The 25701-nt window shown below is 64.6% G+C and carries 22 protein-coding genes; 12 read left to right on the forward strand and 10 right to left on the reverse strand.

The window, feature by feature from the left end; translation table 11 throughout:
* Positions 1-44 precede the first annotated feature (44 nt).
* Entirely contained in the window at positions 45-1814 is a 1770-nt protein-coding gene (locus ACYQ0L_RS08695) for a cation:proton antiporter domain-containing protein (protein WP_459788685.1), read from the forward strand.
* A 72-nt stretch (positions 1815-1886) separates the two neighbouring features.
* Here the strand turns inward: ACYQ0L_RS08695 and rplL are convergent, their stop codons facing one another.
* The 7 genes from rplL to ACYQ0L_RS08730 form a co-directional block, all read right to left on the reverse strand.
* Positions 1887-2261, reverse strand: a complete 375-nt coding sequence (rplL, locus tag ACYQ0L_RS08700; RefSeq protein WP_010409889.1) for a 50S ribosomal protein L7/L12 — start codon at positions 2259-2261, stop codon at positions 1887-1889.
* 70 nt (positions 2262-2331) lie between these two features.
* Positions 2332-2847, reverse strand: a complete 516-nt coding sequence (gene rplJ / locus ACYQ0L_RS08705) for a 50S ribosomal protein L10 (protein WP_459788686.1) — start codon at positions 2845-2847, stop codon at positions 2332-2334.
* A gap of 436 nt (positions 2848-3283) precedes the next feature.
* On the reverse strand, positions 3284-3541 hold the full coding sequence (locus ACYQ0L_RS08710) for a hypothetical protein (RefSeq protein ID WP_459788687.1): 258 nt from the start codon (positions 3539-3541) through the stop codon (positions 3284-3286).
* A 145-nt stretch (positions 3542-3686) separates the two neighbouring features.
* Positions 3687-3938: a helix-turn-helix domain-containing protein gene (locus ACYQ0L_RS08715; RefSeq protein ID WP_459788689.1), complete on the reverse strand. Its 252-nt coding sequence runs from the start codon at positions 3936-3938 to the stop codon at positions 3687-3689.
* Positions 3938-4501 (reverse strand): DUF2975 domain-containing protein, encoded by a 564-nt coding sequence (locus tag ACYQ0L_RS08720; protein WP_459788690.1) that lies wholly within the window; start codon positions 4499-4501, stop codon positions 3938-3940. The genes ACYQ0L_RS08715 and ACYQ0L_RS08720 overlap by 1 nt, the downstream gene beginning before the upstream one ends.
* A 42-nt stretch (positions 4502-4543) precedes the next feature.
* Positions 4544-4666 carry a hypothetical protein gene (locus ACYQ0L_RS08725; protein ID WP_459788691.1) on the reverse strand — a complete coding sequence of 41 codons (123 nt, stop codon included), beginning with the start codon at positions 4664-4666 and terminating at the stop codon, positions 4544-4546.
* Between the two features lie 38 nt (positions 4667-4704).
* On the reverse strand, positions 4705-4845 hold the full coding sequence (locus ACYQ0L_RS08730) for a hypothetical protein (protein WP_459788692.1): 141 nt from the start codon (positions 4843-4845) through the stop codon (positions 4705-4707).
* 431 nt (positions 4846-5276) lie between these two features.
* On the opposite strand from ACYQ0L_RS08730, the gene rpoB reads away from it, so the two are divergent.
* The 5 genes from rpoB to gltX all read left to right on the forward strand — a co-directional run bounded on the left by rpoB (position 5277) and on the right by gltX (position 18632).
* Entirely contained in the window at positions 5277-9428 is a 4152-nt protein-coding gene (gene rpoB / locus ACYQ0L_RS08735) for a DNA-directed RNA polymerase subunit beta (RefSeq protein ID WP_459789023.1), read from the forward strand.
* A gap of 74 nt (positions 9429-9502) precedes the next feature.
* Positions 9503-13861, forward strand: coding sequence for a DNA-directed RNA polymerase subunit beta' (gene rpoC, locus ACYQ0L_RS08740; protein ID WP_459788693.1), 4359 nt, complete (start codon positions 9503-9505; stop codon positions 13859-13861).
* 100 nt (positions 13862-13961) lie between these two features.
* Positions 13962-14753, forward strand: a complete 792-nt coding sequence (locus ACYQ0L_RS08745; protein WP_459788694.1) for a hypothetical protein — start codon at positions 13962-13964, stop codon at positions 14751-14753.
* Between the two features lie 168 nt (positions 14754-14921).
* The gene (locus ACYQ0L_RS08750; RefSeq protein ID WP_459788695.1) at positions 14922-17219 is read left to right on the forward strand and encodes a putative bifunctional diguanylate cyclase/phosphodiesterase; all 2298 of its coding nucleotides are present in this window, start codon (positions 14922-14924) and stop codon (positions 17217-17219) included.
* 39 nt (positions 17220-17258) lie between these two features.
* The gene (gltX, locus tag ACYQ0L_RS08755; RefSeq protein WP_459788697.1) at positions 17259-18632 is read left to right on the forward strand and encodes a glutamate--tRNA ligase; all 1374 of its coding nucleotides are present in this window, start codon (positions 17259-17261) and stop codon (positions 18630-18632) included.
* A gap of 20 nt (positions 18633-18652) precedes the next feature.
* On the opposite strand, the gene ACYQ0L_RS08760 is transcribed toward gltX, so the two are convergent.
* The 3 genes from ACYQ0L_RS08760 to pyk all read right to left on the reverse strand — a co-directional run bounded on the left by ACYQ0L_RS08760 (position 18653) and on the right by pyk (position 22308).
* Positions 18653-19366: a DNA helicase gene (locus ACYQ0L_RS08760; RefSeq protein WP_459788698.1), complete on the reverse strand. Its 714-nt coding sequence runs from the start codon at positions 19364-19366 to the stop codon at positions 18653-18655.
* Positions 19367-19586: 220 nt separating this feature from the next.
* Complete coding sequence (locus tag ACYQ0L_RS08765) at positions 19587-20726, reverse strand: GGDEF domain-containing protein (RefSeq protein WP_459788699.1); 1140 nt, start codon at positions 20724-20726, stop codon at positions 19587-19589.
* A 121-nt stretch (positions 20727-20847) separates the two neighbouring features.
* Complete coding sequence (pyk, locus tag ACYQ0L_RS08770) at positions 20848-22308, reverse strand: pyruvate kinase (RefSeq protein ID WP_459788700.1); 1461 nt, start codon at positions 22306-22308, stop codon at positions 20848-20850.
* 55 nt (positions 22309-22363) lie between these two features.
* On the opposite strand from pyk, the gene ACYQ0L_RS08775 reads away from it, so the two are divergent.
* The 6 genes from ACYQ0L_RS08775 (at position 22364) to ACYQ0L_RS08800 (ending at position 25636) form a co-directional block, all read left to right on the forward strand.
* The gene (locus ACYQ0L_RS08775) at positions 22364-22675 is read left to right on the forward strand and encodes a DUF1244 domain-containing protein (protein ID WP_459788701.1); all 312 of its coding nucleotides are present in this window, start codon (positions 22364-22366) and stop codon (positions 22673-22675) included.
* A 77-nt stretch (positions 22676-22752) separates the two neighbouring features.
* Complete coding sequence (locus ACYQ0L_RS08780; protein ID WP_010233163.1) at positions 22753-22989, forward strand: DUF2312 domain-containing protein; 237 nt, start codon at positions 22753-22755, stop codon at positions 22987-22989.
* 99 nt (positions 22990-23088) lie between these two features.
* A complete protein-coding gene (locus ACYQ0L_RS08785; protein WP_459788703.1) occupies positions 23089-24033 on the forward strand; it encodes a hypothetical protein in 945 nt (314 codons plus the stop codon).
* Between the two features lie 112 nt (positions 24034-24145).
* Complete coding sequence (locus ACYQ0L_RS08790) at positions 24146-25021, forward strand: SDR family oxidoreductase (RefSeq protein ID WP_459788704.1); 876 nt, start codon at positions 24146-24148, stop codon at positions 25019-25021.
* Positions 25014-25364: a YbjQ family protein gene (locus tag ACYQ0L_RS08795; RefSeq protein ID WP_459788705.1), complete on the forward strand. Its 351-nt coding sequence runs from the start codon at positions 25014-25016 to the stop codon at positions 25362-25364. Before ACYQ0L_RS08790 ends, ACYQ0L_RS08795 begins: the two co-directional genes overlap by 8 nt.
* 8 nt (positions 25365-25372) lie before the next feature.
* Positions 25373-25636, forward strand: coding sequence for a hypothetical protein (locus tag ACYQ0L_RS08800; RefSeq protein ID WP_459788707.1), 264 nt, complete (start codon positions 25373-25375; stop codon positions 25634-25636).
* Positions 25637-25701 lie beyond the last annotated feature (65 nt).

Genomic DNA, 25701 nt, shown 5'->3' on the forward strand with positions numbered 1-25701 from the left:
CATGGCATTTGCTCATCGACCTGATACTTCGGGAGCACACAGGGATGGACCACTCGGGCGCGGGCGAAGCCTCGGCGCATGTTGCGCTCGAAGCCGGGCTGGTGATGCTGGCCGCGGCGCTGGTCTTCGTGATCGTGTTCCGCAAGCTGGGTCTTGGCGCGACGCTGGGGTATCTCGTCGCGGGCGCGGTGGTCGGGCCGCAGGTGCTGGGCCTCGTCGGCACGGGCGAACAGACGCTCGCGCTGGGCGAGCTGGGGATCGTGCTGCTGCTGTTCGTGGTCGGGCTGGAACTGGCGCCCGCCAGGTTATGGCGTCTGCGCGGCGCGATCCTGGGCCTCGGTCTGACGCAGGTGGCGCTATGCGGCGCGGCCCTGTTCGCGGTCCTGTGGTTTGCGACGAGCTATCCCTATGCCGCCGCGCTCGCACTGGGCCTGCCGCTGGCACTGTCCTCCACCGCGCAGGTGCTGCCGATGCTGCAGTCGGGCGGCAACCTGCGCACGCCCGTGGGCGAACGCGCGTTCTCGATCCTGCTGTTCCAGGACCTCTCGATCATCCCGCTGCTAGCGATCATTGCCGCGCTCGGCACGCAAGGGGCGGATGACGGCGCGATCTCGGGCTGGCTGCAGCTGCCGGTCGCGCTGGGGGCCTGCGTGGGCCTCGTGCTCGCCGGGCGGTTCCTGTTGCGTCCGCTGTTCGGCCTGATCGGGCGACTAGGAGAGCGCGAGATGTTCGTCGTCGCCGCGCTGTTCGCGGTGGTCGTCTCCGCCGCGCTGATGCAGTCGATCGGCCTTTCGACCGCGCTCGGCGCATTCATCGCGGGCGTGATGCTGGCGGATACGCCCTACCGACACGAGCTGGAGGCGGATATCGAACCCTTCCGCTCGATCCTGCTGGGGCTGTTCTTCATCTCTGTGGGCATGATGCTGGACCTGCGCGCGATCGCGGAGCAGCCGCTGTTCGTGCTCGCGATGGCGGCGGCGCTGGTGGCGACCAAGACCGCGATTATCACCGGGCTGGGCATGGCGGTGAAGCTGCCATGGCGTAGCGCGCTCGCGCTCGGCCTGCTGCTGAGCCAAGGCGGCGAATTCGGCTTCGTGCTGTTTACGCAGGCGCAGCGCGGCGGGGTGATCGATGCCGAGACCGCCAGCCTGTTCACCGCGATCGTCACCATCTCGATGGCGACCACTCCGTTCCTGATGATGGCCACACGGCGCCTGCGCGCGCCCGCGCACGGCGGGCACGAGGAGCGCGAGGGGCCCGACGGCGAAACGCCGCAGGCGCTGGTGATCGGCTTCGGCCGCTTCGGCCAGACCGTGGCGCAACTGCTAGCCACCGCCGGGCTCGACGTCACGATCATCGATCGCAAGGTCGACCAGATCGACATGGCGGAGCGGTTCGGCATCAAGGTGTTCTTCGGCGATGCGCTGCGGCTCGACATGCTGCGCCAGGCGGGCGGGCGCGATGCGAAGCTAATCTGTTTCTGCATCGACGGGGAGCAACTGGAGGCGAAGTTCCTCACCTCCGTCCGCGAGGCATTTCCCGATGCCGCGCTGATGGTGCGCACCTTCGACCGGCGCCATGTCATGAAACTGGCGGATGCCGACATAGCCTTCCAAGTGCGCGAAGTGCGCGAATCGGCGATCGCGATGGGCCGCGCCGCGCTCGAGCAGATCGACACGGACCCCAGCGCGGTCGAACGGCTGGAGCGCGACTACCGCGAGAACGACATGGTCCGCCTCGCCTCGCAGATCGAGGCGGACGACCTGCACGCAGGCAAGGAACACCACGTGCTGCGCGGGCGCGAGATGACCTGATTGCGGGCCACGAAAAAGGGCGGCGCCATTGCTGGCACCGCCCCTTCGTTGTCACTCGTAAGCGCGAAAAGCTTACTTGAGTTCGACCGTGCCGCCAGCGGCTTCGATCTTGCTCTTGATTTCTTCGGCTTCGGCCTTGTTGACGCCTTCCTTGAGCGGCTTGGGTGCGCCTTCGACGAGACCCTTGGCTTCGGTGAGGCCCAGGCCGGTGATGGCGCGGACTTCCTTGATGACCTGGATCTTCTTGCCACCGTCGCCGGTGAGAATGACGTCGAATTCGTCCTTTTCTTCAGCAGCCGGGGCGTCGCCACCAGCAGCAGGCCCTGCAACCGCAACTGCGGCAGCGGCGCTCACGCCCCACTCTTCTTCCAGAGCGGTGGCGAGTTCAGCTGCTTCGAGGACGGTCAGCTTCGAAAGTTCTTCAACAAGCTTGGCGATGTCAGCCATGATAATTCACTCCAATTGATAGCGTGGCCGGGCTCATGCCGCGGCCGGATATGTCGTGCGGAAAAACGTCTTACGCAGCGTCCTTGGCGGCATATGCGCCGAAGACACGGGCCAGCTTGTTCGCCGGGGCATTGACGACCTGCGCGATTTTCGTCGCGGGGGCGTTGACCAGACCAACGAGCTTGCCACGCAGTTCGTCGAGGCTCGGCATCGAGGCGAGAGACCTCACACCGGCTTCGTCGAGCACCTGCGAGCCCATCGAGCCACCGACCACTTCGATACGGTCGTTGGTCTTCGCGAACTCCACCACGGCCTTGGCCGCGGCGACCGGATCTTCGCTGTATGCGAGGGCGGTCGGACCGGTCAGGTATTCTTCGATACCTGCATAGTCGGTGTCCTTGAGGGCGATCTTGGCAAGACGGTTCTTCGCAACCTGGTAGGTCGCGCCGGCTTCACGCATCTTCGCGCGCAGATCGGTGGACTCTGCCACCGTCAGGCCGAGGTTGCGGGTGACGACCACCACGCCCGCCTCGTTGAAGACGTTGTTCAGCTGAGCGACCGCATCGGTTTTTTGCGAACGATCCATGCTTACTCCTTCACATATGGCCGTGTCTGGCTCGCGCCATCCACGACCGGCTCACATTCGACCGCGCAGCCGACCACGAATGGCAGGCGGCGAGGCCATGGGTCCGTTTCTGGGGAAGGAGGTGCATCCATCAACTGGATGCGATTGCGACTTGCGCAGCAGCGCGTGTCGCCTGAAATCTCGTTTCCCCGTCTAGGCCGGAGATTAAGACCGGCATATTCCGGTCACCAGCTGTCTCGGACGGATGACCGCAGCGGGTGTTACGCCACACGCGGACGGCGCGTACTTAGCGGGGATAGCGTTCGAGTCAAGCAAAAGCGCGCGCCGTGGCGGTCTCCACAGCCGGTTCAGGGCGCGGTTGGAGTGGGTTACGGCCCAAACGCAAAACGCCCCGCCGGGTGAGGGCGGGGCGTCTCTTTTAATCGACTTGCGACGATTACATTTCGTCGGCGGTGTCTTCCTGAACTTCCGCTTCGGCTTCGAGCGAATCGGCTTCGCTGGTCAGCTCTTCCGCTTCGGCGCCGGTGGCGTCTTCGGCCTGTTCGTCGGCAAGGTCGGCCTGGGCTTCGTTCAGCTCGGCCTGCTCGTCGAGCACTTCGGCCTGCGCTTCGGTTTCTTCTTCGGCCTGGCTTTCGCACGCGGCGAGCGAGAGACCGAAAGCGGCGACGGTGGCGACGGCGATAATCTTCTTCATAATCATAAACCCCTGGTTGTCGAAAGACGGAGAGCCGGATGCTTCGCTGAGCGTCGGCCGAATCGCCATGTGAGTTTCGAACGAATTGTGCCAGCGGAAATTGACTTTCCTCCATCGGGCCGGCGACCGGGTCCGTTGCCGAAGGTCACGCATGGCCCTCGTGCGGGTGGTAGCCCAGCAGGTCGCCCGGCTGGCAGTCGAGTTCGCGGCAGATCGCCTCGAGCGTGGAGAACCGGATCGCCTTGGCCTTGCCGGTCTTGAGGATCGAGAGGTTGGCGAGGGTCATGCCGACCCGTTCGGCCAGTTCCGTCAACGTCATGCGGCGGTCGTGCAGCAGATCGTCCAGTTTCACCATGATCCGGGTTCCTTCGGTGGCGGGTTCGTTGCGCGGGGGCATCAGACGGTTCCTTCGAGGTCTTCGCGCATCTCGGCGCCATGGCGGAATACGCGGGCGAGGATGAAAAGGATCACCACCAGCAGCAGCGCGGTCATGTCGAACCCGCCGTCATCGAAGGTGAGGCTGAAGTTCTCGGCTCCGGCCTTCTCGATCGCGTCGGCGTAGCGTGCCAGCTGCATCACGATGATCCCGGCGGGAATGATGACCAGTTGCGTGCCGAGCATAAGCCAGCCCATCTGGCTCAGCCGTTTCGCGTTTTCGGGCTGGAAGGGATCACCCTCACCGACGGTGCCGATGATGCGGCGAAGCTTGCCGAAAAAGATGAAGAGCATGACGACGATGGAGACCCCGATGGCCATGATCGCTGCGATCAGCAGGGCGGGGAATTCCTGCGTGACGCTCGGCAGTTCCTCCACGATCTCGGCCTGGATCATGTCCTGTGCGAACAGGACGACCGGGATCGCGATGATGAGGGCGACGGCGCCGAGCGCCATCAGCGCCTGCAACAGGATGCAGAAGATCTTGCCGACGAGCAGAAGCGGATCGTTGATGGCTTTGGGCATTGCGAGTCTCCCCAGTGTTTCGGTCGGTTGGTCCTGGCCGGTTCAGGCCAGTTCGGGCGCGGCCATGGCGGTCGGCCCGGGTACGGTGGTCACGGCGCTGAGGCTGCCGCCCGCGATAAGGAGCGCGGCGCAGAATGCGAAGAGGTGCTTGGTGAGGCCGTGCATGGGAGGGGTCCCTTTCGTCAGGCGGCGGTGGATGGTGGTCAGGCAAGCTCCGGCGCAGCGGCCGAGGCGATGGCAGTGGTGGTGTCGGCGGACGGCACGGTGACGATGGCGGTCAGGCTGCTGGTGGCGATAAGGATGGCGGCGAAGGCCGCGGCGATGCGTTGGGTCGTGGTGGTCATTTATCGATCTCCTTTGTGTCCGATATCGATATTCAATAATCGGACGCCGGCTTATCGTCAATCGATAAATATCGAAAAACGATAAGGCGCTGATTGATAAACGAAAAAACTGTCTCTCCTTTGACATTCGGGGCGCGCAATCCTACATCCGGCGCACACGCCAGCTTCGAGCAAGGCCGAATCACGCGCGAGATTCGGGCCAGGGAAGGAAGCGGCGGGCCAGACCATCGCGGCGGACAGACCCCAACGGCATGCGGAGCCTCCGCGTGCCGGATGATCCGCCGTCGTCTCTGGCCATCTCCCTCGTGCAGCGACAATTTTATTCTCGCAGGATTCGGTCGAGGGTGCGTGCCCTCGTCTCCCCGCGAACGGCAAAGAGGTTCTCTCGACTTATGGCGACCAAGAGCGCGAACGACGACGCAAAGCTTCCGATGAAGCGCGGCGCGGCCAAGACCGGTACGGCCAAGCGCCGCATCCGCAAGATCTTCGGCGACATCCACGAAGTGGTGCAGATGCCGAACCTGATCGAGGTCCAGCGCGAAAGCTACGAGCAGTTCCTGCGCTCCGACAAGGAAATCGACTACGTCTCGGGCCTCGAGAAAACGCTGCGCAGCGTCTTCCCGATCCGCGACTTCGCGGGCACTGCCGAGCTCGACTTCGTCGATTACGAACTCGAACCGCCCAAGTACGACACCACCGAATGCCGCCAGCGTGGGATCACCTACGCCGCGCCGATGCGCGTCACGCTGCGCCTGATCGTGTTCGAAGTGGACCAGGACACCGAAGCCCGCTCCGTGCTCGATATCAAGGAGCAGGAAGTCTACATGGGCGACATGCCGCTCATGACCGAGAACGGCACCTTCATCGTCAATGGTACCGAGCGTGTGATCGTCTCGCAGATGCACCGTTCGCCGGGCGTCCTGTTCGACCATGACCGCGGCAAGACCCACTCCTCGGGCAAGCTGCTGTTCGCCGCGCGCGTGATTCCGTACCGCGGTTCGTGGCTCGATTTCGAATTCGACGCCAAGGACATCGTCAACGTCCGGATCGACCGCAAGCGCAAGCTGCCGGTTACCTCGCTGCTCTATGCGCTCGGCCTCGACAGTGAAGACATCCTGCACCACTTCTACGACACCGTCGTCTGGAAGCGTGCGAAGGACGGCTGGACGATTCCCTTCGTGCCCGAACAATGGCGCGGCTCCAAGCCCACCTTCCCGCTGGTGAATGCCGATACGGGCGAGGAAGTCTTCCCCGCCAACCAGAAGATCAGCCCGCGCGCTGCCAACAAGGCGAGCAAGGACGGCCTCGAAAGCCTGCTGCTGCCGAGCGAGGAAATCTTCAGCCGCTACGCCGCGCGCGACATGATCGATGAATCGACCGGTCGCATCTATATCGAAGCGGGCGACGAAGTGACGCCCGACCACCTCGAAGTGCTCGACAACGCGGGCGTCGACCAGGTCGAGCTGCTCGACATCGACGAGGTCAACACCGGCCCGTGGATTCGCAACACGCTCAAGGTCGACAAGGCCGAGAACCGCGACGAGGGCCTGGAAGCCATCTACAAGGTGATGCGCCCGGGCGAACCGCCGACCAAGGAAACCGCCGAAGCCCTGTTCGAAGGCCTGTTCTTCGATGGCGAGCGCTACGACCTGTCCGCCGTCGGCCGCGTGAAGCTGAACATGCGTCTGGAACTGGACGCCGAAGACACCGTCACCACGCTGCGCAAGGAAGACATCCTCGCGGTGGTGAAGGAGCTCGTCGGCCTGAAGGACGGCAAGGGCGAAGTCGACGACATCGACAACCTCGGCAACCGCCGTGTGCGTTCGGTCGGCGAACTGCTCGAAAACCAGTACCGCGTCGGCCTGCTGCGCATGGAACGCGCGGTGAAGGAGCGCATGAGCAGCGTCGACGTGTCGACAGTGATGCCGAACGACCTCATCAACGCCAAGCCCGCCGTGGCTGCCGTGCGTGAGTTCTTCGGTTCCTCGCAGCTCTCGCAGTTCATGGACCAGACCAACCCGCTCTCGGAAGTCACCCACAAGCGCCGCGTGTCGGCGCTTGGGCCGGGCGGTCTGACCCGTGAACGTGCCGGCTTCGAAGTCCGCGACGTTCACCCGACCCACTATGGCCGCATCTGCCCGATCGAGACGCCTGAAGGCCCGAACATCGGCCTCATCAACTCGCTCGCCAGCTTCAGCCGCGTGAACAAGTACGGCTTCATCGAGACGCCGTACCGCCGCGTGATCGACGGCAAGGTCACCAGCGAGGTGATCTACCTGTCCGCGATGGAAGAGCAGAAGCACACGGTTGCGCAGGCATCGGCCGAACTCGACGAGAACGGCAGCTTCGTGGAAGAGCTGGTCTCCGCCCGCCAGAGCGGCGACAACCTGATGGCTCCGCGCGAAACCATCACGCTGATGGACGTCAGCCCCAAGCAGCTCGTCTCGGTCGGTGCATCGCTCATTCCCTTCCTGGAAAACGATGACGCCAACCGCGCGCTGATGGGCGCCAACATGCAGCGCCAGGCCGTTCCGCTCGTGAAGGCGGAAGCGCCGTGGGTCGGCACCGGCATGGAAGAAACCGTGGCGCGCGATTCGGGCGCGGCGATCACCGCCAAGCGCGGCGGCATCGTCGACCAGGTCGACGCGACGCGTATCGTCATCCGTGCGATCGGCGATGTCGAACCCGGCCAGTCGGGCGTCGACATCTACACGCTGCAGAAGTTCCAGCGCTCCAACCAGAACACCTGCATCAACCAGCGTCCGCTGGTGAAGGTGGGTGAAACGATCGAGGAAGGCGACGTCATCGCCGACGGCCCCTCGACCGATCTGGGCGAGCTGGCACTGGGCAAGAACAGCCTCGTCGCGTTCATGCCGTGGAACGGCTACAACTACGAGGATAGTATCCTCATCTCCGAACGCATCGTGAAGGACGATGTGTTCACCTCGATCCACATCGAGGAATTCGAGGTGATGGCGCGCGACACCAAGCTCGGGCCGGAAGACATCACCCGCGACATCCCGAATGTCGGCGAGGAAGCGCTGCGCAACCTCGACGAAGCGGGCATCGTCTACATCGGGGCCGAAGTACACCCGGGCGATATCCTGTGCGGCAAGATCACGCCCAAGGGCGAGTCCCCGATGACGCCGGAAGAAAAGCTTCTGCGCGCCATCTTCGGCGAAAAGGCCAGCGACGTGCGCGACACCTCGCTCCGCCTGCCGCCGGGCGTGGCCGGCACGGTGGTGGAAGTGCGCGTGTTCAACCGCCACGGGATCGAGATCGACGACCGTACGCGGGCGATCCAGAACGAGGAAATCGAGCGTCTGCGCAAGGACAGCGCCGACGAACGCGCGATCCTCAACCGGGCGACCTACAACCGTCTGAAGGACATGCTGATCGGCCAGACCGCTTCGGCCGCGCCCAAGGGCGTCAAGAAGGGGACCGAACTGACCGACGAGGTGATCGAGAGCGTCGACCGCCACGAATGGTTCAAGTTCGCGGTGGAAGACGATGATCGCCAGGCACAGATCGAAGCGATCAAGGGCCAGTACGACGAAGCCGTGAAGGGCATCGACGCCAAGTTCGAGGACCGCAAGGAAAAGCTCGAACGCGGTGACGAACTCGCCCCGGGCGTGCTCAAGATGGTCAAGGTGTTCGTCGCGGTGAAGCGCAAGCTGCAGCCGGGCGACAAGATGGCCGGCCGTCACGGGAACAAGGGCGTCATCAGCCGCATCCTGCCGGAAGAGGACATGCCGTTCCTCGCCGACGGGACTCCGGTCGACATCGTGCTCAACCCGCTGGGCGTGCCTAGCCGCATGAACGTCGGGCAGATTTTCGAAACGCACCTCGGCATGGCCGCCCGCAGCTTCGGGCACCAGATCAAGGATGCGCTGGAAGACTGGCGTCAGAAGAACCCCGATGCCGAGCCCGGCGAACCGCCCGCAGCGATCAAGGAAAAGCTGCAGGAGATCTACGGCGAGGAGTATCACGACTCGATCGAAGGTCGCTCGGGCGAGGAAATCGCGGAGCTCGCGGGCAACCTGACCCGCGGCGTCCCGATGGGCACCCCGGTGTTCGACGGTGCCCGCGAAGGCGACGTGACCAGCCAGCTGACCAAGTCGGGTCTGGATGCGGACGGCCAGTCGGTCCTGTTCGACGGGCGCACGGGCGATGCCTTCCACCGCAAGGTGACCGTGGGCATCATCTACATGCTCAAGCTGCATCACCTCGTGGACGACAAGATCCACGCCCGCTCGATCGGGCCGTACAGCCTCGTCACCCAGCAGCCGCTGGGCGGTAAGGCGCAGTTCGGCGGCCAGCGCTTCGGTGAAATGGAAGTGTGGGCGCTGCAGGCATACGGCGCGGCCTACACCTTGCAGGAAATGCTCACCGTCAAGTCGGACGACGTGGTCGGCCGCCAGAAGGTCTACGAAGCGATCGTCAAGGGCGACGACACCTTCGAAGCGGGCATTCCGGAGAGCTTCAACGTGCTCGTCAAGGAAATGCGCTCGCTGGGCCTCAACGTCGAACTCAAGTCCATCGCGGACGAGGACGACGACGGCATGCAGATCGCGGCTGAATAACGGGAGGCGGGGCGGCCCTTCGCGGGTCGCCCGTCCCCTCCGCCCCCTGTTTTCCCCTCAAAGGGATGTGAGAAATGAACGAACTTACGAAATTCACCAACCAGCTCGCGAAGCCCGAAACCTTCGACGAGATCCAGATCGGCATCGCCAGCCCCGAACGCATCCGTTCGTGGTCCTTCGGCGAGATCAAGAAGCCCGAAACGATCAACTACCGCACGTTCAAGCCCGAGCGTGACGGCCTGTTCTGCGCGCGCATCTTCGGCCCGGTGAAGGACTACGAGTGCCTGTGCGGCAAGTACAAGCGCATGAAGTACAAGGGCGTCGTGTGCGAAAAGTGCGGCGTCGAAGTGACCGTCACCAAGGTCCGTCGTGAGCGCATGGGCCACATCGAACTGGCCGCGCCGGTCGCGCATATCTGGTTCCTCAAGTCGCTGCCTTCGCGCATCGGCCTCCTGCTCGACATGCAGCTCAAGGTGCTCGAGCGGGTTCTCTACTTCGAGAACTACATCGTCATCGAACCGGGCATCACCCCGCTCGAACGCTTCCAGCTGATGAGCGAGGATGAACTCCTCGAAGCGCAGGACGAGTATGGCGAAGACGCCTTCACCGCCGGGATCGGTGCGGAAGCCGTGCGCCAGATGCTGATGGACCTCGACCTGGAGCAGGAGAAGGCCGACCTTCTCGAAGAGCTGGAGACCACCAAGTCCAAGCTCAAGCCCGCCAAGATCATCAAGCGTCTCAAGGTTGTCGAAAGCTTCATCGAATCGGGCAACCGCCCCGAATGGATGATCCTCGAAGTCGTCCCCGTGATCCCGCCCGAGCTGCGCCCGCTGGTGCCGCTGGATGGCGGCCGCTTCGCGACGTCCGACCTCAACGACCTCTATCGCCGGGTCATCAACCGCAACAACCGCCTCAAGCGCCTGATGGAGCTGCGCGCGCCCGACATCATCGTGCGCAACGAAAAGCGCATGCTGCAGGAAGCGGTCGATGCGCTGTTCGACAATGGCCGCCGCGGCCGTGTGATCACCGGTGCCAACAAGCGTCCGCTCAAGTCGCTGTCCGACATGCTCAAGGGCAAGCAGGGCCGCTTCCGCCAGAACCTTCTGGGTAAGCGCGTCGACTATTCGGGCCGTTCGGTCATCGTGACCGGCCCGGAACTCAAGCTGCACCAGTGCGGCCTGCCCAAGAAGATGGCGCTCGAGCTGTTCAAGCCGTTCATCTACGCGCGTCTGGACGCCAAGGGCCTTTCGATGACGCTCAAGCAGGCCAAGAAATGGGTCGAGCGCGAGCGCAAGGAAGTTTGGGACATCCTCGACGAGGTGATCCGCGAGCACCCGGTTCTCCTGAACCGCGCACCGACGCTTCACCGTCTGGGCATCCAGGCGTTCGAGCCCGTCCTGATCGAAGGCAAGGCGATCCAGCTGCACCCGCTCGTCTGCTCGGCCTTCAACGCCGACTTCGACGGTGACCAGATGGCCGTCCACGTGCCGCTTTCGCTGGAAGCCCAGCTCGAAGCGCGCGTGCTGATGATGTCGACCAACAACATCCTCTCGCCCGCCAACGGCAAGCCGATCATCGTGCCCTCGCAGGACATGGTGCTGGGGATCTACTACCTCTCGATGGAACGCCAAGAGCACACGCCCGAGTTCCTCGACGGGGAAGACGGCGAGAAGATCGAGAGGCTGCCGCGCTTCACCGACATGAGCGAGATCCACTACGCGCTCGAAACCAATGCGGTGACGCTGCACTCCAAGATCATCACCCGCGTTCCGCAGACCGACGAGAACGGCAAGGTCGAGATGAAACGCTTCATCACGACCCCGGGGCGGATGCTGATCGGCGAGTGCCTGCCGAAGAACCACAAGGTGCCCTACGACATCATCAACCGCCTTCTGACCAAGAAGGACATCGGCGACGTGATCGACGAGGTTTACCGTCATACCGGCCAGAAGGACACTGTGCTGTTCGCCGACGCGATCATGTCGCTCGGCTTCCGCTACGCGTTCAAGGCCGGCATCTCGTTCGGCAAGGACGACATGGAAATCCCGGAGGCGAAGGTGGAAATGGTCGAGAAGACCAAGTCCCTCGTCGCGGATTACGAACAGCAGTATCAGGACGGCCTGATCACCCAGCAGGAAAAGTATAACAAGGTGATCGACGCCTGGAGCCGTTGCGGCGACCAGGTGGCGGACGCCATGATGGACAAGATCAAGTCGCGCCCGATCGACGAGAACGGCAAGGAAGCGCAGATCAACTCGATCTACATGATGAGCCACTCCGGTGCGCGTGGTAGCCCTGCGCAGATGAAGCAGCTTGCGGGTATGCGTGGCCTGATGGCCAAGCCGTCGGGCGAGATCATCGAGACGCCGATCATCTCGAACTTCAAGGAAGGCCTGACCGTCCTCGAATACTTCAACTCGACTCACGGTGCCCGTAAGGGCCTTGCGGACACCGCGTTGAAGACCGCCAACTCGGGCTACCTCACGCGTCGCCTCGTCGATGTGTCGCAGGACTGCACGATCGTGATGGAGGACTGTAAGACCGACAACAGCCTGGACATGCGCGCCATCGTTCAGGGCGGTTCGGTGATCGCATCGCTGGCAGAGCGTATCCTGGGCCGTACCCTGGCCGAGGACGCGGTCAACGCGGCCACCGGCGAAGTCATTGCGAAGGCTGGCACCCTGCTCGACGAACCGATGGTGAAAGCGATCGAGGAAGCCGAAGTGCAGGTCGCCAAGATCCGTTCGCCGCTGGTCTGCGAAGCCGACCAGGGCGTATGCGCCACCTGCTACGGGCGTGACCTCGCCCGCGGTACGCCGGTGAACATCGGCGAAGCCGTCGGCGTGATCGCGGCGCAGTCGATCGGTGAACCCGGCACGCAGCTGACCATGCGTACCTTCCACATCGGCGGTGCGGCGCAGCTGAACGAAACCAGCCACCTCGACTCGGTGTCCGATGGTAAGGTCGTCTATCGCGACATGCCGACGATCACCGACAAGCGGGGCCGGATCCTGTCGCTTGCCCGCAACGGCGAACTGGCGGTGATTGACAAGGAAGGCCGCGAGCGCGAAATCCACAAGGTGCCTTACGGTACCGTGCTGATGCACGAGGATGGCGCGAAGGTGACCGACGGCGATCGTCTGGCCGAATGGGATCCGTTCTCGCTGCCGATCATCACCGAACAGTCGGGCGTCGTGAAGTTCCAGGATCTGGTCGAAGGCTCGACCTTGGAAGAGCGCGTCGACGATGCGACGGGCATCGCCCAGCGCGTCGTGACCGAGAACCGTGCGACCGGTCGCAAGAAGAAGGAAGAGCTGCGTCCGCGCCTCACCCTCTTCAACGAAGGCAGCACCGACGCTGAGAACGAGGCCGCGCGCTACATGCTGGCGCCGGGCACCACGCTTTCGGTCGAGGACGGTCAGGAAGTCGCCGCCGGTGACATTCTGGCCCGTGCCAGCCGCGAAGCCGCCAAGACGCGGGACATCACCGGCGGTCTGCCGCGTGTTGCCGAGCTGTTCGAAGCGCGTATTCCGAAGGACAACGCGATCATCGCCAAGATTTCGGGCAAGATCGAATTCGTCCGCGAATACAAGGCGAAGCGCAAGATCGCGATCGTTCCGGAGGAGGGCGAACCCGTCGAATACCTGGTCCCTAAGACCAAGGTGATCGACGTGCAGGAAGGCGACTTCGTGAAGAAGGGCGACACGCTCATCTCGGGCTCGCCCAACCCGCACGACATCCTCGACGTGCTGGGCGTGGAAGCGCTGGCCGAGTATCTCGTGAACGAGATCCAGGAAGTCTATCGACTGCAGGGCGTGAAGATCAACGACAAGCACATCGAGACGATCGTTCGTCAGATGCTGCAGAAGGTCGAGATCACCGATGGCGGCGACACCGTGCTGCTGCCGGGCGAACAGGTCGATCTGGAGGAAATGAACGAGGTCAACTCGAAGCTTGGCCGAAACAAGAAGCATGCCGAAGGCAAGCCGGTTCTGCTGGGCATCACCAAGGCCTCGCTCCAGACGCGTTCGTTCATCTCGGCCGCGTCGTTCCAGGAGACGACCCGCGTGCTCACCCAGGCTTCGGTCGAGGGCAAGAAGGACACGCTGATCGGCCTCAAGGAAAATGTGATCGTGGGCCGCCTGATCCCCGCCGGGACGGGCGCGACCATGAACCGCATGCGGGTCACCGCCTCCAGCCGCGATGCCGCGCTCAAGGCTTCGTGGAAGAAGGCTCAGGAAGCGATCATCGCCGCCGAAACCGCCGAGGAGGAGCGCAAGGCCGAACTCGCGCAGGGCCCCGAAGCGGCGACCGGCGACGATCCGCTCGCACGGATGGAAGGCGAAACCCACGGCACCGATGCCGACGCGGGCGAATACCTGCAGACCGGCGAGGAGCCGGCAGAGGGTGAAGCGGGCGCGACCGAAGAGTAAGCGCGCGTTCACGCCAACGGCATGAAAAGGCCCCGGAGGAGCGATCCCCCGGGGCCTTTTTCTTTCCCGGGACGTTGGGGTCGCCAAGGAGAACTACCCGATGCGCCTGATACCCTTCCTGCTCGCCAGCACTCTTGCCGCATGTGCCACTCCGCAAGAGCAGGCGGCGCTGGGCGGCTCTGGCGGCCCCGCGCAAGCCGGCGCCGCAGCCGGGGCAACCACGCAGCGGGTCGATCTGACCGGCGAATGGGTGATCGAAACGCTCGGTGGGCGGCCGCTGGAACAGCCGATCGCCCTCACCGGCGATACAGACGCTCTCGAATGGCAGCCCGCCTGCGCCGGACAGACGATATCCTATCGCACGAGCGCCGACGGGATCGCATTCGCCCGCCCACAATACGACGAGCCGCAGATCGTCTGCCGGATCGGTTATCCGCAGGATCTGCCGCGTGTGCTTGAGGCGCTCGAAGGTACGTGGGACGTCTCGCGCGGCAAGGGCGGGGCCGCGGTGCTCCTGACGCGCGGCGACGAGCGCATCGTGCTGTCGCCGCTCGCCAGCGACGTGCCGACGACCCTTGCGGGCGAATGGCGGGTCGCCGGGATCGATGGAGAACCTTTCGACGAGCCCTATGGCATCGCGCTCAGCGCCGATGACCAAAAGATCTGGTGGGAGCCGGGCTGCGCGGGCCAGTCGATCTCGTACACCATCCGCGACAACCGCTTTGCCGTCACGGAGCCAGCGTATGACGGGCCGGTATGCAAGATCGGGCTCCCGCCACGCCTGCCCGAAATCATCTCCGCGATCCGCGCGGCCGACCGGATCGAACGGACCGAGGAGAATGGCATCCGCCTGTCCGGAGACGGGCACAGCGTCACGCTGTTCGCCCAATAGGCGGGGCGACCGATCCGGCCTGCCGCTCTCGTCACCCCACAGGGAAAGTGATCCGACCGCGCGAGAAAATATCAGCGGATGCTAACAATACTTCAAATCAGTGAATTCGTGCTTGATATTCGGTTAAGACATTTTCGATAGCGATGCCTTCCTGCAAAGGGGGACGGCGTGATCCAGAAACAGATGGCGATCCTTGGCGAGCGAAATTTGCTGCTCGCCTGGCGCTTGCGTGAATTCGTTGCCCACATTCCATCCCTGTGCGTGCTTCATTCTTTCGCGGCGGCGGCTTGCGTCATGGCGGTCTGGAGCGAGCCGATCGCACCCCTGGCAGCTCTCTGGGCCTGCGCAGTCGCCGCCTGCAACGTCCATCGCTGGCGCCTCGCGCGCGGGTACTATCCCGATACGATCGACGTCGATCACCTGACCGGTTTCGAACGCGACCTTCAAACCGCCGCGAATATCGAGACGCTGGTATGGATGACGGGCGCGCTGGTGCTGTTCCCGATCCTGTTCGTCACCCATCCGATCTTCTTCGTCGTTCTGACGGCCGGGCTGCTCGCTTCCTCGGTCATCGCCTACCGCTCGCTCCCGCAGCCGCTGACGTCCTATCTGGCCGGCTCGATGGTCGCCGCGGCCATATTGTCCTTCCTGATGACCGACCGGGTTTCGTGGCCGTCGCTGGCGATAGCGGTGGCCTTCGGCGTGTCCTTGATCCGGTCGGCCTGGCGGCAATCGCGCGAGTATGAAAAGCACTTGCGCGAACAGATCGAGCAGCAGGCGACTGCCGAGACGGTCAAGCTGCTGCTGCACGAATACGAGGCGTCCTCTTCCGACTGGTTGTGGGAAGTCGACGAAGGTGCGTGCCTCACCAATGTGTGCGCCCGGTTCGGCCATGCCGCCGGGCTCGATCGCGATTTCCTCGAAGGGCGCGAACTCGTCGGCCTGTTCGAAGCCGGGCCCGCCCGCGAAAAGCTTGCCGCCTTGCTGCTCCAGCGGGCGGCTTTCCGCGATCTGGTGGTCGAGATCGCAGTCGACGAGGAAATCCGCGCCTGGAGCATTTCAGGCAATCCTACCGACGAGGGATTGATGCGCGGGGTCCTGCGCGATGTGACCGACAGCCGCGAGACCGAACAGCGGGTGGCCCGCATGGCCCGCTACGATACGCTCAGCGGCCTCGCCAACCGCCACCTGTTCAACGAAACGCTCGCCGAAACGCTGTCCGGTCAGGTCAAGAACGACCGCGTCGCTCTGCTCTATATCGATGTTGACCATTTCAAGTCGGTCAATGACACCCTCGGCCACTATGTCGGTGACGAGCTGATCAGGGCGGCGGCGGACCGGATCGATGCGATCGTGCGCGAACACGATCTCGCGGCGCGGCTGGGGGGTGACGAGTTCGCGGTCCTGCTGACTCGGGTGCGCGATCTGGCGGCGGTGCACGGCTGTGCCTCGCGAATCGTCGAAGCGATGGGGCAGCCCTTCAAGCTCATGGGCCAGACCGTGCGCGTGTCCGCCTCGGTTGGCGTGGCCTACAGCAGTGCGCGCGGTCTCGACGGAGAGGAGTTCATGCGCCAGGCCGACCTTGCGCTCTACGCGGCGAAGCGCGCCGGGCGATCGACCTTCGCCGACTACGACGCCTCGCTCAACCTGATGGAGCACACCAGGCGCGATCTCGAGCTCGACCTGCGCACCGCAATCACCGAGGGCCAGTTCACCCTCGTCTACCAGCCCCAGATCAACCTGCGGACCGGCAAGTGCGCCGGCAAGGAAGCGCTGGTACGGTGGGAGCATCCCGAGCGCGGGCGCATCCTGCCGGGCGAATTCATCGGCATCGCCGAAGAAACCGGGTTGATCATTCCGCTGGGCGACTGGATCATCCGCGAGGCGATCGAAGAGGCCGCCAGCTGGGACGAACCGCACCGGATCGCGATCAATCTCTCGCCGGTCCAGATGCGCAATCCCAACCTCGTTCAGGTGCTCACCAGCGCGATCGACCATTCCCGGATCGATCCGCAGCGGGTCGAAATCGAGATCACCGAGAATACGCTGATGCACGACAGCGAGGCCAATGTGGAAATGCTCCATCGCCTGCGCGAACTGGGCGTGCGCATCGCGCTGGACGATTTCGGCACGGGCTACTCCTCGCTCAACTATCTGCGCGCCTTCCCGTTCGACAAGATCAAGATCGACCGGTGCTTCGTGTCCGAGATGCTCGATCGCAGCGATTGCCAGGCCATCGTGAGCAACGTCGTCATGCTGGCGCGGGCCCTGGGCATGGAAACCACTGCCGAAGGGGTCGAGACGCGCGAACAATACGACTGGCTGGCACGGCATGGCTGCACCGAAGCGCAGGGCTACTACATCTCGCGCCCGCTCGAATCGTCGGCTGCCGCCGCGACGGCCGAATGGCCGACCGACGAGACGCTGGATTCCAACGTGCACCAGCTGCACTGCGGCGCCGCCTAGAACTTGTCGTGCGGCGACAGCGCGAGTAGCGCTGGCGGCATGATCGTTACCCGCTTCGCGCCGTCGCCCACGGGCCGCCTCCATGTCGGCAACCTGCGCACCGCGCTGCACAACTGGCTGCTCGCGCAGTCGAGGGCGCCAGGCGATAGCGCGCGCTTCCTCCTGCGGATCGACGACACCGATGCCGAACGCTCGCGCGAGGAGTATGTAGAGGCGATTCGGGAGGATCTCGCGTGGCTGGGGCTGGAGCCCGACGCGGAGTTTCGCCAGTCGGAGCGGCTCGACCTGTACGAGGATGCCTTCGCGAAGCTGAAGGACGCAGGCCGCGTCTATCCCGCCTACGAGACCGCGCAGGAGCTTGAGCTGAAGCGCAAGATTGCGCTGGGGCGCGGGCGACCGCCGATCTACGACCGCGCGGCGCTCGCCCTGTCGGACGAGGAGCGCGCGGCAAAGGAAGCGGAGGGCATCGTCCCCCACTGGCGCTTCCGGCTCGACCACGAAGAGCATATCGACTGGGAAGACGAGGTGCGCGGGCCACAGAAATTCGACCCCGCGCAGCTTTCCGACCCGGTGATCCGCCGCGCCGACGGCAGCTGGCTCTACATGCTGCCGAGTGTGGTGGACGATATGGACATGGGCGTGACCAATGTGTTGCGGGGTGAGGATCATGTCTCCAACACCGCAGTGCAGGTTCAGATGTTCACCGCGCTGCATCACGCCGGCTTCGGGCCCGAGCATTGCGACGTGATCGACAGCTTTCCCCGGTTCGGCCACACCGCGCTGCTGGTGGGCAAGGAAGGCAAGCTGTCCAAGCGGCTCGGCTCGCTGTCGTGCGAGGCGCTCCGCGACCGGGGAATCGAGCCCGAGGCGATCCTCTCGCTGCTCGCGCGGCTCGGCACGTCGCAGCCGGTCGAACCGATCGCGGACCGGCAGGTGCTGGTCGAGGGGTTCGACCTCGCCACGTTCGGGCGCGCGCCCGCCAAGTTCGACGAAGCGGAGCTGGAGCGGATCAACACCGCCATCGTCCACCAGCTGGACTTCGAAGAGGTGAAGGGCCGCCTGCCGGAGGGTATCGACGCGGCGGGCTGGCACGCGATCCGGCCCAATCTGACCACCGTCGATGAAGCGGGCGAGTTGTGGCGGCTGGTCACCGGGCCGATCGATCAGCCCGAGTTCTCGGATGAGGATCGCGACTATCTGCGCGAAGCCGCCGATGCGCTCGCATGGTCGGACAATCCGTGGGCCGATCTCACCGCGGCGCTGAAAGGGCGCACCGGGCGCAAGGGCAAGCCGCTGTTCCTCCCGCTGCGCCAGGCGCTGACGGGCATGGACCACGGCCCCGACATGGCCGAGCTGCTGCCGCTGATCGGCGAGGATGAGGCACGCGCGCGACTGGAGCGGGCGGCGGGATAGCCCACCGCCCGCGTTTCGGGTCAGCCCAACGCTTCGAGCGCGCTGCGCCCCGCATGCGCGAAGCAGGCACTCGCAAACAGATCGAGCGGCACCGGATTGGGCAGCCGCAGGTCGCCAGAGCCAGGCAGCGCGCCGGTGTCCGGATCATAGGCGCGGTCGATCTGCGCAATGAAGGCGAAGGACACGCCGCTGGTCCGCGCGAAGCTTTGCAGGGCAGCGAGCTGCTCGGCCAGAGGCGGCGTATCGCGCCGCTGGTCGAGGATTTGCAGGTAGTCGATCACCGCCACCGTGCCTGCCGGGGCATCCGCGAGATGGCGCTGGATGGACGCTGCCTCGATATCGTCCGCCATGACGATCTCGGGCACGGCATCGCCCGCGCCGATCCGCTCGAGCAGGGCGTGGGTCTGGCTTTCGGTCATGTCGAGGGTGAAGAACACCGCGCGCCGGCCTGCGTTCACTGCATCGACCAGCAGCTGTAATCCGGTGAGCGTCTTGCCCTGTCCGGGCCGCGCGGCGAGCAGCATCATCTCCCCTTCGGCGAGGTCCGGCAGGATTGGGTGCGGGCGCGGCGCATCGACGTGCGTTGAAGACGCTTTGGCCGAAAGAAGGCTCCAGGTCGCAAAGCCTTCGCTCCGCGCGATCCGGGCCTGCGCTTCGTGCAGGGGAATCGCGGCTTCACGCGCCAGCAGCTTCGCGCTGCGCTTCAACTGATAGATCGGTCGGGAGAGTTGCATGTCGTATCCTCCTGTCCGGGCGGATCGGCGCAACCCCTCCTCATGCGTGCGTGCCCGAACCCAGGGGTTCGACAGATGGAAAAGCGCCCTGCATGGAATGATGCTGCCCCGTCTGGAGGGAGGAGGCGCGGGCCGCGCCTTGGGTCCAAATCTAGCCGCCAGACCGCGCCGCGCAATGTCGCGGGCGTGGCTTATCCTCCACTGCGGCAGGAAGGGCCGCTCAGGCGGCGGAGAGGATCGGCTCGGGCAGGGCGTCTTCCTCGAACGCGGTCGTCACGCGGTTCCGGCCGGTGTGCTTGGCGGTGTAGAGCGCGCGGTCGGCGCTGCGGATCGCTGCGCGGACCGACATCCCGCGCTCGAACGCCGCCACCCCGAAACTCGCGCTGAGCTGCGTGGCAGGGCCGATCGCCGGATGGCGCAGGCAGGCGAATTCGTTGCGAATCTGCTCGGCGAGGGCCGCTGCTTCCTCGAGGCTGGTATCGAACAGCAGCAGCGCGAATTCCTCGCCCCCCACGCGGCCCGCATGCCGGCCGTGACGGCCGAGCATATTGGCGAAGGAGCGGATCACTTCGTCACCGACATGATGGCCGAAGCGATCGTTGATGTCCTTGAACCGGTCGATATCGCACATCACGACCGCCCCGTGGGAGGATGCGGGCTGGTCGACCAGAGCGTCGAACGCCCTGCGGTTGAGAAGTTCGGTCAGCCCGTCGCGTTCGGAGCTGTGGCGGTAGCCGACGATCACCTTGGTCACGATCAGCGCCACGACCAGGAGGGCAAGGCCGGTGTTCAACACGCCCATGCCCTGCAGGAAGGAGCGCGCGAACAGTTCGGAATCGAAGATGGCCCACGGGGTGGGTTCACCCAGCAGGGCCGGAAACATCGGCACGCGCAGGATGACGCCAGCAAGGATGAAAAGGCCGAGCGCCAGCAGGCCCTGTTCCAGCGGATTCCTTTTGGGCATTCTGGCGAGCGCCAGCATCGTGTCGAGAAAGGCGAATATGCCCGCCAGCTGGAAGGGCACGTATTGCAGCGTGGGCGGCAAAGGCATGGTCAGAAGGGCAAGCGACAGCCCGGTGAGCATGGCCGTGCCGGCGGCCACCCGCCGGCTCATCAGGGGAAGCCCCGTAACGTGGCGTATGGCCTGCGCTGCGCAGACATAGCTTCCGGGGACCAGGATCGCGACGGCCGCGATGCCCATGCTGGAGAGGGCGCCGTAGCGCAGGACCAGCAACTCGACCGAGACGCACAGTAGCGCAGCCGCCAGCCAGCCGAGCGCCGACCCCCGCCGCAATGAAAGATGGACGAGCATCGACACCAGCGCCAATCCGAGGATCAGCCCGAAGATGGTCAGATGCAAATCTACCGCTATTGCCACTCTCGCCCCTTTCGTGCGCAGGAAAGGGTATAGCGCGATAGGATAAAGGTTTTCTTATGGCGCTGGCCGCGGGCTGTATTCTGCCCGCCCGCAAGGGCTCGGCCTAGCGGCCCTTCAGTTCGTCCCCGCTCAGCGTCACGACATGCAGCAGGTTGGTGCTGCCCGGGGTGCCGAAGGGTACCCCTGCGAGCACGATCAGCTTGCTGCCGGCCTTGCCGAAGCCGTGGCGCAGCGCCATCCGCTTGCCCTTGGCGATCATCTCTTCGAAGCTGCCGATATCCTTGGTCGCCACGGCATGCGCGCCCCACAGCAGGCCGACCCGGCGCGCGGTTCGCATGCTCGGCGTTAGCACCAGCATCGGCACCGAAGGCCGTTCGCGCGCCACGCGCCGCGCGGTCGATCCGGAGAAGGTGAACACAGTAATCGCGGCGACCGGCACGGTGGCGGCGATGGTCGAACACGCATGGCTCAGCGCGTCGGCGGTGGTCGGATCGGCCTTGGTTTCGAGGAAGGTCATGCGGGCGCGATAGCTCTCGTCCTGCTCCACCTTGGTCACGATCCGGTCCATGATCGCGACCGTTTCCTCGGGCCACTCGCCCGCCGCGGTCTCCGCCGACAGCATTACCGCATCCGCCCCGTCGTACACCGCATTGGCGACGTCGGAGACTTCGGCGCGCGTCGGCGCGGGGCTCTCGATCATCGATTCGAGCATCTGCGTGGCGACGATAACCGGCTTGCCCGCCTGCCGCGTCATGTCGACGATGCGCTTCTGCAAGGGCGGGACGTCTTCAGGATCGAGCTCCACGCCCAAGTCGCCGCGCGCGACCATCACGCCGTCGGACAGTTCGACGATCTCGGCAAGGCGGCGCACCGCGCTCGGCTTTTCGATCTTGGCGCACAGCGCGGGCGTGATCCCGTCGGTCGCGGTCATCAGCTTGCGCGCCTCGGCCACGTCTTCGGGCCGCTGCACGAAGGAGAGCGCGATCCAGTCCGCGCCCTGTTCGCACGCAAAGGCCAGATCCTTGCGGTCCTTGTCGGTCAGCGCGGGGATCGGCACTTCGGCATCGGGCACGTTCACGCCCTTGCGGTCCGAAATCACGCCGCCGACTTCGGCCGAGCACAGGATCGCGTCCTTTTCCGCCTTGATCACCTTGAGGCGGATCTTGCCGTCGTTGATCAGCAGGCGCTGGCCCTTCTGGAGGATACCGAACAGCTCGGGATGCGGCAGTTGGACGCGCGTTTCGTCGCCCGGCGTCGGGTCGCGGTCCAGCGTGAAATGGCCCGAGTGGCGAATCACCGCCTTGCCGTCCTTGAAGGTGCCCACGCGCAGCTTGGGGCCCTGCAGGTCGGCGAGGATCGTGATCGGCCGTTCGAACTCGGTCTCCAGCGCGCGGATCGCGGCGATCGTGCGCGCATGCGTTTCCTGGTCGCCATGGCTCATGTTGACGCGGAAGGCGTCGACGCCCGCCTTGAACAGGCGGCGGAGCATCTCGGGCTCCCGGCTGGCGGGGCCGATGGTGGCGAGGATTTTGACCTTACGGTTTCTGGGATCGAGCTTGGGCATGGTGTAGGGCTATGGCAGGGGATTGTTTCAAGACAAGAGCGAATGGAGATGTCGCGTGAACCAATCACCCGATCCGCTGGACGAACTCGACGATGCCGTAGCCGCTGCGGCCTTCCGCCGGCTGGTCCGCCACCTGCGCCATCGCCACGATGCGCAGAACATCGAGCTGATGGGGCTCGCAGGCTTCTGCCGCAACTGCCTGGCGGACTGGATCCGCGATGCGGGCTATGACGGCGACAAGGCGGCAGCGCGCGAACTGATCCACGGAATGCCACAGGACGAGTGGAAGGCGACCCGCCAGAGCGCCGCGACGCAGGCGCAGCTCGACCGGATGGAGGCGAGCATGAAGAAGAATCGCGTGGATTAGCTGCGCACCGGGTTCACCGGGCGCGCAACGCTGGCTAGGCAGCCGCCAACCGATTCTCAACATTACCGGAGTGCCCAATGGCCGAGACCACCGACGACCGCCTGCGCCTGCTGATCGAGCGCATCGAACGCCTCGAGGAAGAGAAGAAGGGCATCGCCGACGATATCCGCGACGTCTATGCCGAGGCCAAGGCGGTCGGCTACGATCCCAAGATCATGCGCCAGATCGTGCGCCTGCGGAAGATGAAGCCCGACGACCGCAGCGAGCAGGAAATGATCCTCGACACCTACAAGGCCGCGCTCGGCATGGGCTGACAGGAGACAGGCCGGTCGTTTCCAGATTGACCGGTCTTTCGCCCGCAAGTATTTTCCATCTCGCGCCAATTCGGCGTTTGGGATGGGAAATCTTCGGCAATGAAAAAGCTGATTCGGGCTGCGACGCCCGTTGCGGCAATGCTCGCGCTGGCGTCATGCGGGGGCGATAGCGCGATCCCGCCCGGCACGCAGGGCATTCCGCCGGAACAGGCGACCGAAGCCGTACCGCCCAGGACGTCCACCTATGTCTATCCGACGGCGTTCTCGCTAACCGAACCCAGGCAGTTCGACGGCGACGCGTACGAGGTGCTCGTTACGCGCCTGCCGGACCTTTACCCCGACGGCTCGCTCATGAACGAATACCGCCTCTCGCCCGTCGTCCCGGCGTCGTTCGAATATGATCCCGCTGATCGATCGGCCACGTTCATCTACGATGGGGAAACGATCCGCCTCGACCCGGTGGAGAGCAACCTGTCGGAAAGCGATGCATCCATCGAGTGGCACAATCCGTCGGAACGGCGGATCCTCAGTTTCGCAGGATACAAACCCGGTGTCGGATCCCCCTATATTGCTAGCGTTCGGAGCGATGTGACCCGCGCAGACGGGACTTGGGAAGGCCGATACCTGATCGTCGGCTCACGCACCCGCAGCGACGACATGCCACCGCGCGGCATTGACGTGCGCCCGTTCCAGCTCGTTGTCGAAAGGCATGCGACGCGAACCTTCCAGGGGGATCAGGGCTCGGCGCGGTTCTCGATGGAGATGGATTACGCCAAGAACCGCTTCAAGATTTTCCGGGACGAGAAGTTCACCCTGACCATGAACAAGGGGTCCGAACCTCTGTTCGGCCCCCTTCTGATCGAGGGAACAATCGACCGGGCCACCGGACGAATGACGGCGGAACTGCGCAATGACCAGGGTGGCACCAGCGGCACTCTGCACGGCTTTTGCTACGGCCCCTATTGCGAAGACATCTACCTGCTCGGCACGCAGCGACTCTGGGAAGATTTTAACCTGAGCATGACGCTCACCGGTTTCGAATAGGCGGTCTGGGGCCGGTCTGCTCGCGCGACTTGCCGCAGGATCGATTCGGAACCCATCGCGACTGGCGTGCTTGAACAAGAGGTAAGGCCCTCTTTTTCAAGGACAACGCCCGATGACCGACCCGACCGAAACCGACACCGCCTTCGTCCGCGAAACATCCGAAGAACCGCGGATGCCGGGGCATGAGACCGACCTCGACAAGAAGCCGCAGTGGCAGCCGCGCTACCCCGGATCGGGGCGGCTGAAGGGCAAGACTGCGCTGGTGACCGGCGCGGACAGCGGCATCGGCCGTGCGGTCGCGGTGCTGTTCGCGCGCGAGGGCGCCAACGTGGCGATCGCCTATCTCGAAGAGCATGACGACGCGCACATCACGCGCGAGGCGTGCGAGAAGGAGGGGGCCGACGTGCTGCTCTCTGCTGGCGATCTGGGCGATCCGGACCATTGCGAAGGGCTGGTGAAGGCCGTGGTCGAACGGTTTGGCGGGCTCGACGTGCTGGTCAACAACGCGGGCGAGCAGCATCCAGACGAGGACGTGACCGACATTACCGCGCAGCAGCTGCAGCGGACTTTCCAGACCAATATCTTCAGCCAGTTTTACCTCGTCCAGGCTGCGCGCCCGCACCTGAAGAAAGGCGCGGCGATCGTGAACTGCACCAGCGTCACGATGTATAAGGGGGCGCCGATCCTGCTGGACTACAGCGCCACCAAGGGCGCGATCACCGCCTTCACCCGCTCCTTGAGCGAGAACCTGATCGAAGACGGCATCCGCGTGAACGCGGTCGCGCCCGGCCCGATCTGGACCCCGCTCAATCCCATGGGCGGGCAGCCGCCCGAGAATATGGACGATTTCGGCGAGGACACCCCGATGGGCCGCCCAGGTCAACCCAACGAGGTCGCGCCCGCGTTCCTGTTCCTTGCCTGCGATGATTCGTCCTATATGTCGGGCCAGGTACTGCACCCCAACGGAGGAATCATCGTCAATGGCTAGTCCCTGGAAGACCGCCGAGACCGGCATCATCGTCACTACCACGCCGACTGTCGAAGGCCGGCCGGTGCAGGATTACCTCGGCATCGTGACCGGCGAGGCGATCATCGGCGCCAACATGTTTCGCGACCTGTTCGCGAGCATTCGCGACGTCGTGGGCGGGCGCGCGGGTTCCTACGAAAAGGTGCTGAAGGAAGCGCGCCACGACGCGATCGAGGAGATGCAGGCCGAGGCGCAGAAGCTGGGCGCCAATGCGGTGGTCGGCGTCGATCTCGATTACGAGGTGATCGGCGATACCGGCTCGATGCTTATGGTATCGGCAAGCGGCACAGCGGTGCGGATCTGAGAGCCGCGATGTCGGATCTCGCCGTCTACGGAATCGCAATCGCTCTTGCGGCCGGCCTGCTGTTTGCGGCGATCTGGCTGGCTCGCAAATACGAACCCTTGTGGCGGATCGTCGGAATTCCCCGGCGCTGGCCGAAAGAGTGTCCGCGTTGCGGGCAGAGCCTTCCGGCGATGCGCATGCCACGATCGGTTCGGCAGGCTCTGGTCGGGGGGTGGACATGCCGCCAATGCAGCGCGGAAATCACCAAGTGGGGCGAAATCCGGAACGGCTGATCGTCGCCGATCATGCCTTGCCCATGTTGCCCTGTGCGCCTGAGCCGGTGTAGAGGCCTTCCGCA

It is taken from the genome of Alteriqipengyuania triglochinis (assembly GCF_054655655.1).

Bases quoted from the DNA above. Each gene is read 5' to 3' on its own strand.
- ACYQ0L_RS08715 (WP_459788689.1), bottom strand. From the start codon at position 3,938: ATGCCCCCGCGCAACGAACCCGCCACCGAAGGAACCCGGATCATGGTG.
- ACYQ0L_RS08760 (WP_459788698.1), bottom strand. From the start codon at position 19,366: ATGCAACTCTCCCGACCGATCTATCAGTTGAAGCGCAGCGCGAAGCTG.
- rplJ (WP_459788686.1), bottom strand. From the start codon at position 2,847: ATGGATCGTTCGCAAAAAACCGATGCGGTCGCTCAGCTGAACAACGTC.
- ACYQ0L_RS08710 (WP_459788687.1), bottom strand. From the start codon at position 3,541: ATGAAGAAGATTATCGCCGTCGCCACCGTCGCCGCTTTCGGTCTCTCG.
- ACYQ0L_RS08695 (WP_459788685.1), top strand. From the start codon at position 45: ATGGACCACTCGGGCGCGGGCGAAGCCTCGGCGCATGTTGCGCTCGAA.
- ACYQ0L_RS08790 (WP_459788704.1), top strand. From the start codon at position 24,146: ATGACCGACCCGACCGAAACCGACACCGCCTTCGTCCGCGAAACATCC.
- ACYQ0L_RS08795 (WP_459788705.1), top strand. From the start codon at position 25,014: ATGGCTAGTCCCTGGAAGACCGCCGAGACCGGCATCATCGTCACTACC.
- ACYQ0L_RS08800 (WP_459788707.1), top strand. From the start codon at position 25,373: ATGTCGGATCTCGCCGTCTACGGAATCGCAATCGCTCTTGCGGCCGGC.
- rpoB (WP_459789023.1), top strand. From the start codon at position 5,277: ATGAAGCGCGGCGCGGCCAAGACCGGTACGGCCAAGCGCCGCATCCGC.
- ACYQ0L_RS08720 (WP_459788690.1), bottom strand. From the start codon at position 4,501: ATGCCCAAAGCCATCAACGATCCGCTTCTGCTCGTCGGCAAGATCTTC.
- ACYQ0L_RS08745 (WP_459788694.1), top strand. From the start codon at position 13,962: ATGCGCCTGATACCCTTCCTGCTCGCCAGCACTCTTGCCGCATGTGCC.
- ACYQ0L_RS08780 (WP_010233163.1), top strand. From the start codon at position 22,753: ATGGCCGAGACCACCGACGACCGCCTGCGCCTGCTGATCGAGCGCATC.
- rplL (WP_010409889.1), bottom strand. From the start codon at position 2,261: ATGGCTGACATCGCCAAGCTTGTTGAAGAACTTTCGAAGCTGACCGTC.
- pyk (WP_459788700.1), bottom strand. From the start codon at position 22,308: ATGCCCAAGCTCGATCCCAGAAACCGTAAGGTCAAAATCCTCGCCACC.
- ACYQ0L_RS08730 (WP_459788692.1), bottom strand. From the start codon at position 4,845: ATGACCACCACGACCCAACGCATCGCCGCGGCCTTCGCCGCCATCCTT.
- gltX (WP_459788697.1), top strand. From the start codon at position 17,259: ATGATCGTTACCCGCTTCGCGCCGTCGCCCACGGGCCGCCTCCATGTC.
- rpoC (WP_459788693.1), top strand. From the start codon at position 9,503: ATGAACGAACTTACGAAATTCACCAACCAGCTCGCGAAGCCCGAAACC.
- ACYQ0L_RS08725 (WP_459788691.1), bottom strand. From the start codon at position 4,666: ATGCACGGCCTCACCAAGCACCTCTTCGCATTCTGCGCCGCGCTCCTT.
- ACYQ0L_RS08785 (WP_459788703.1), top strand. From the start codon at position 23,089: ATGAAAAAGCTGATTCGGGCTGCGACGCCCGTTGCGGCAATGCTCGCG.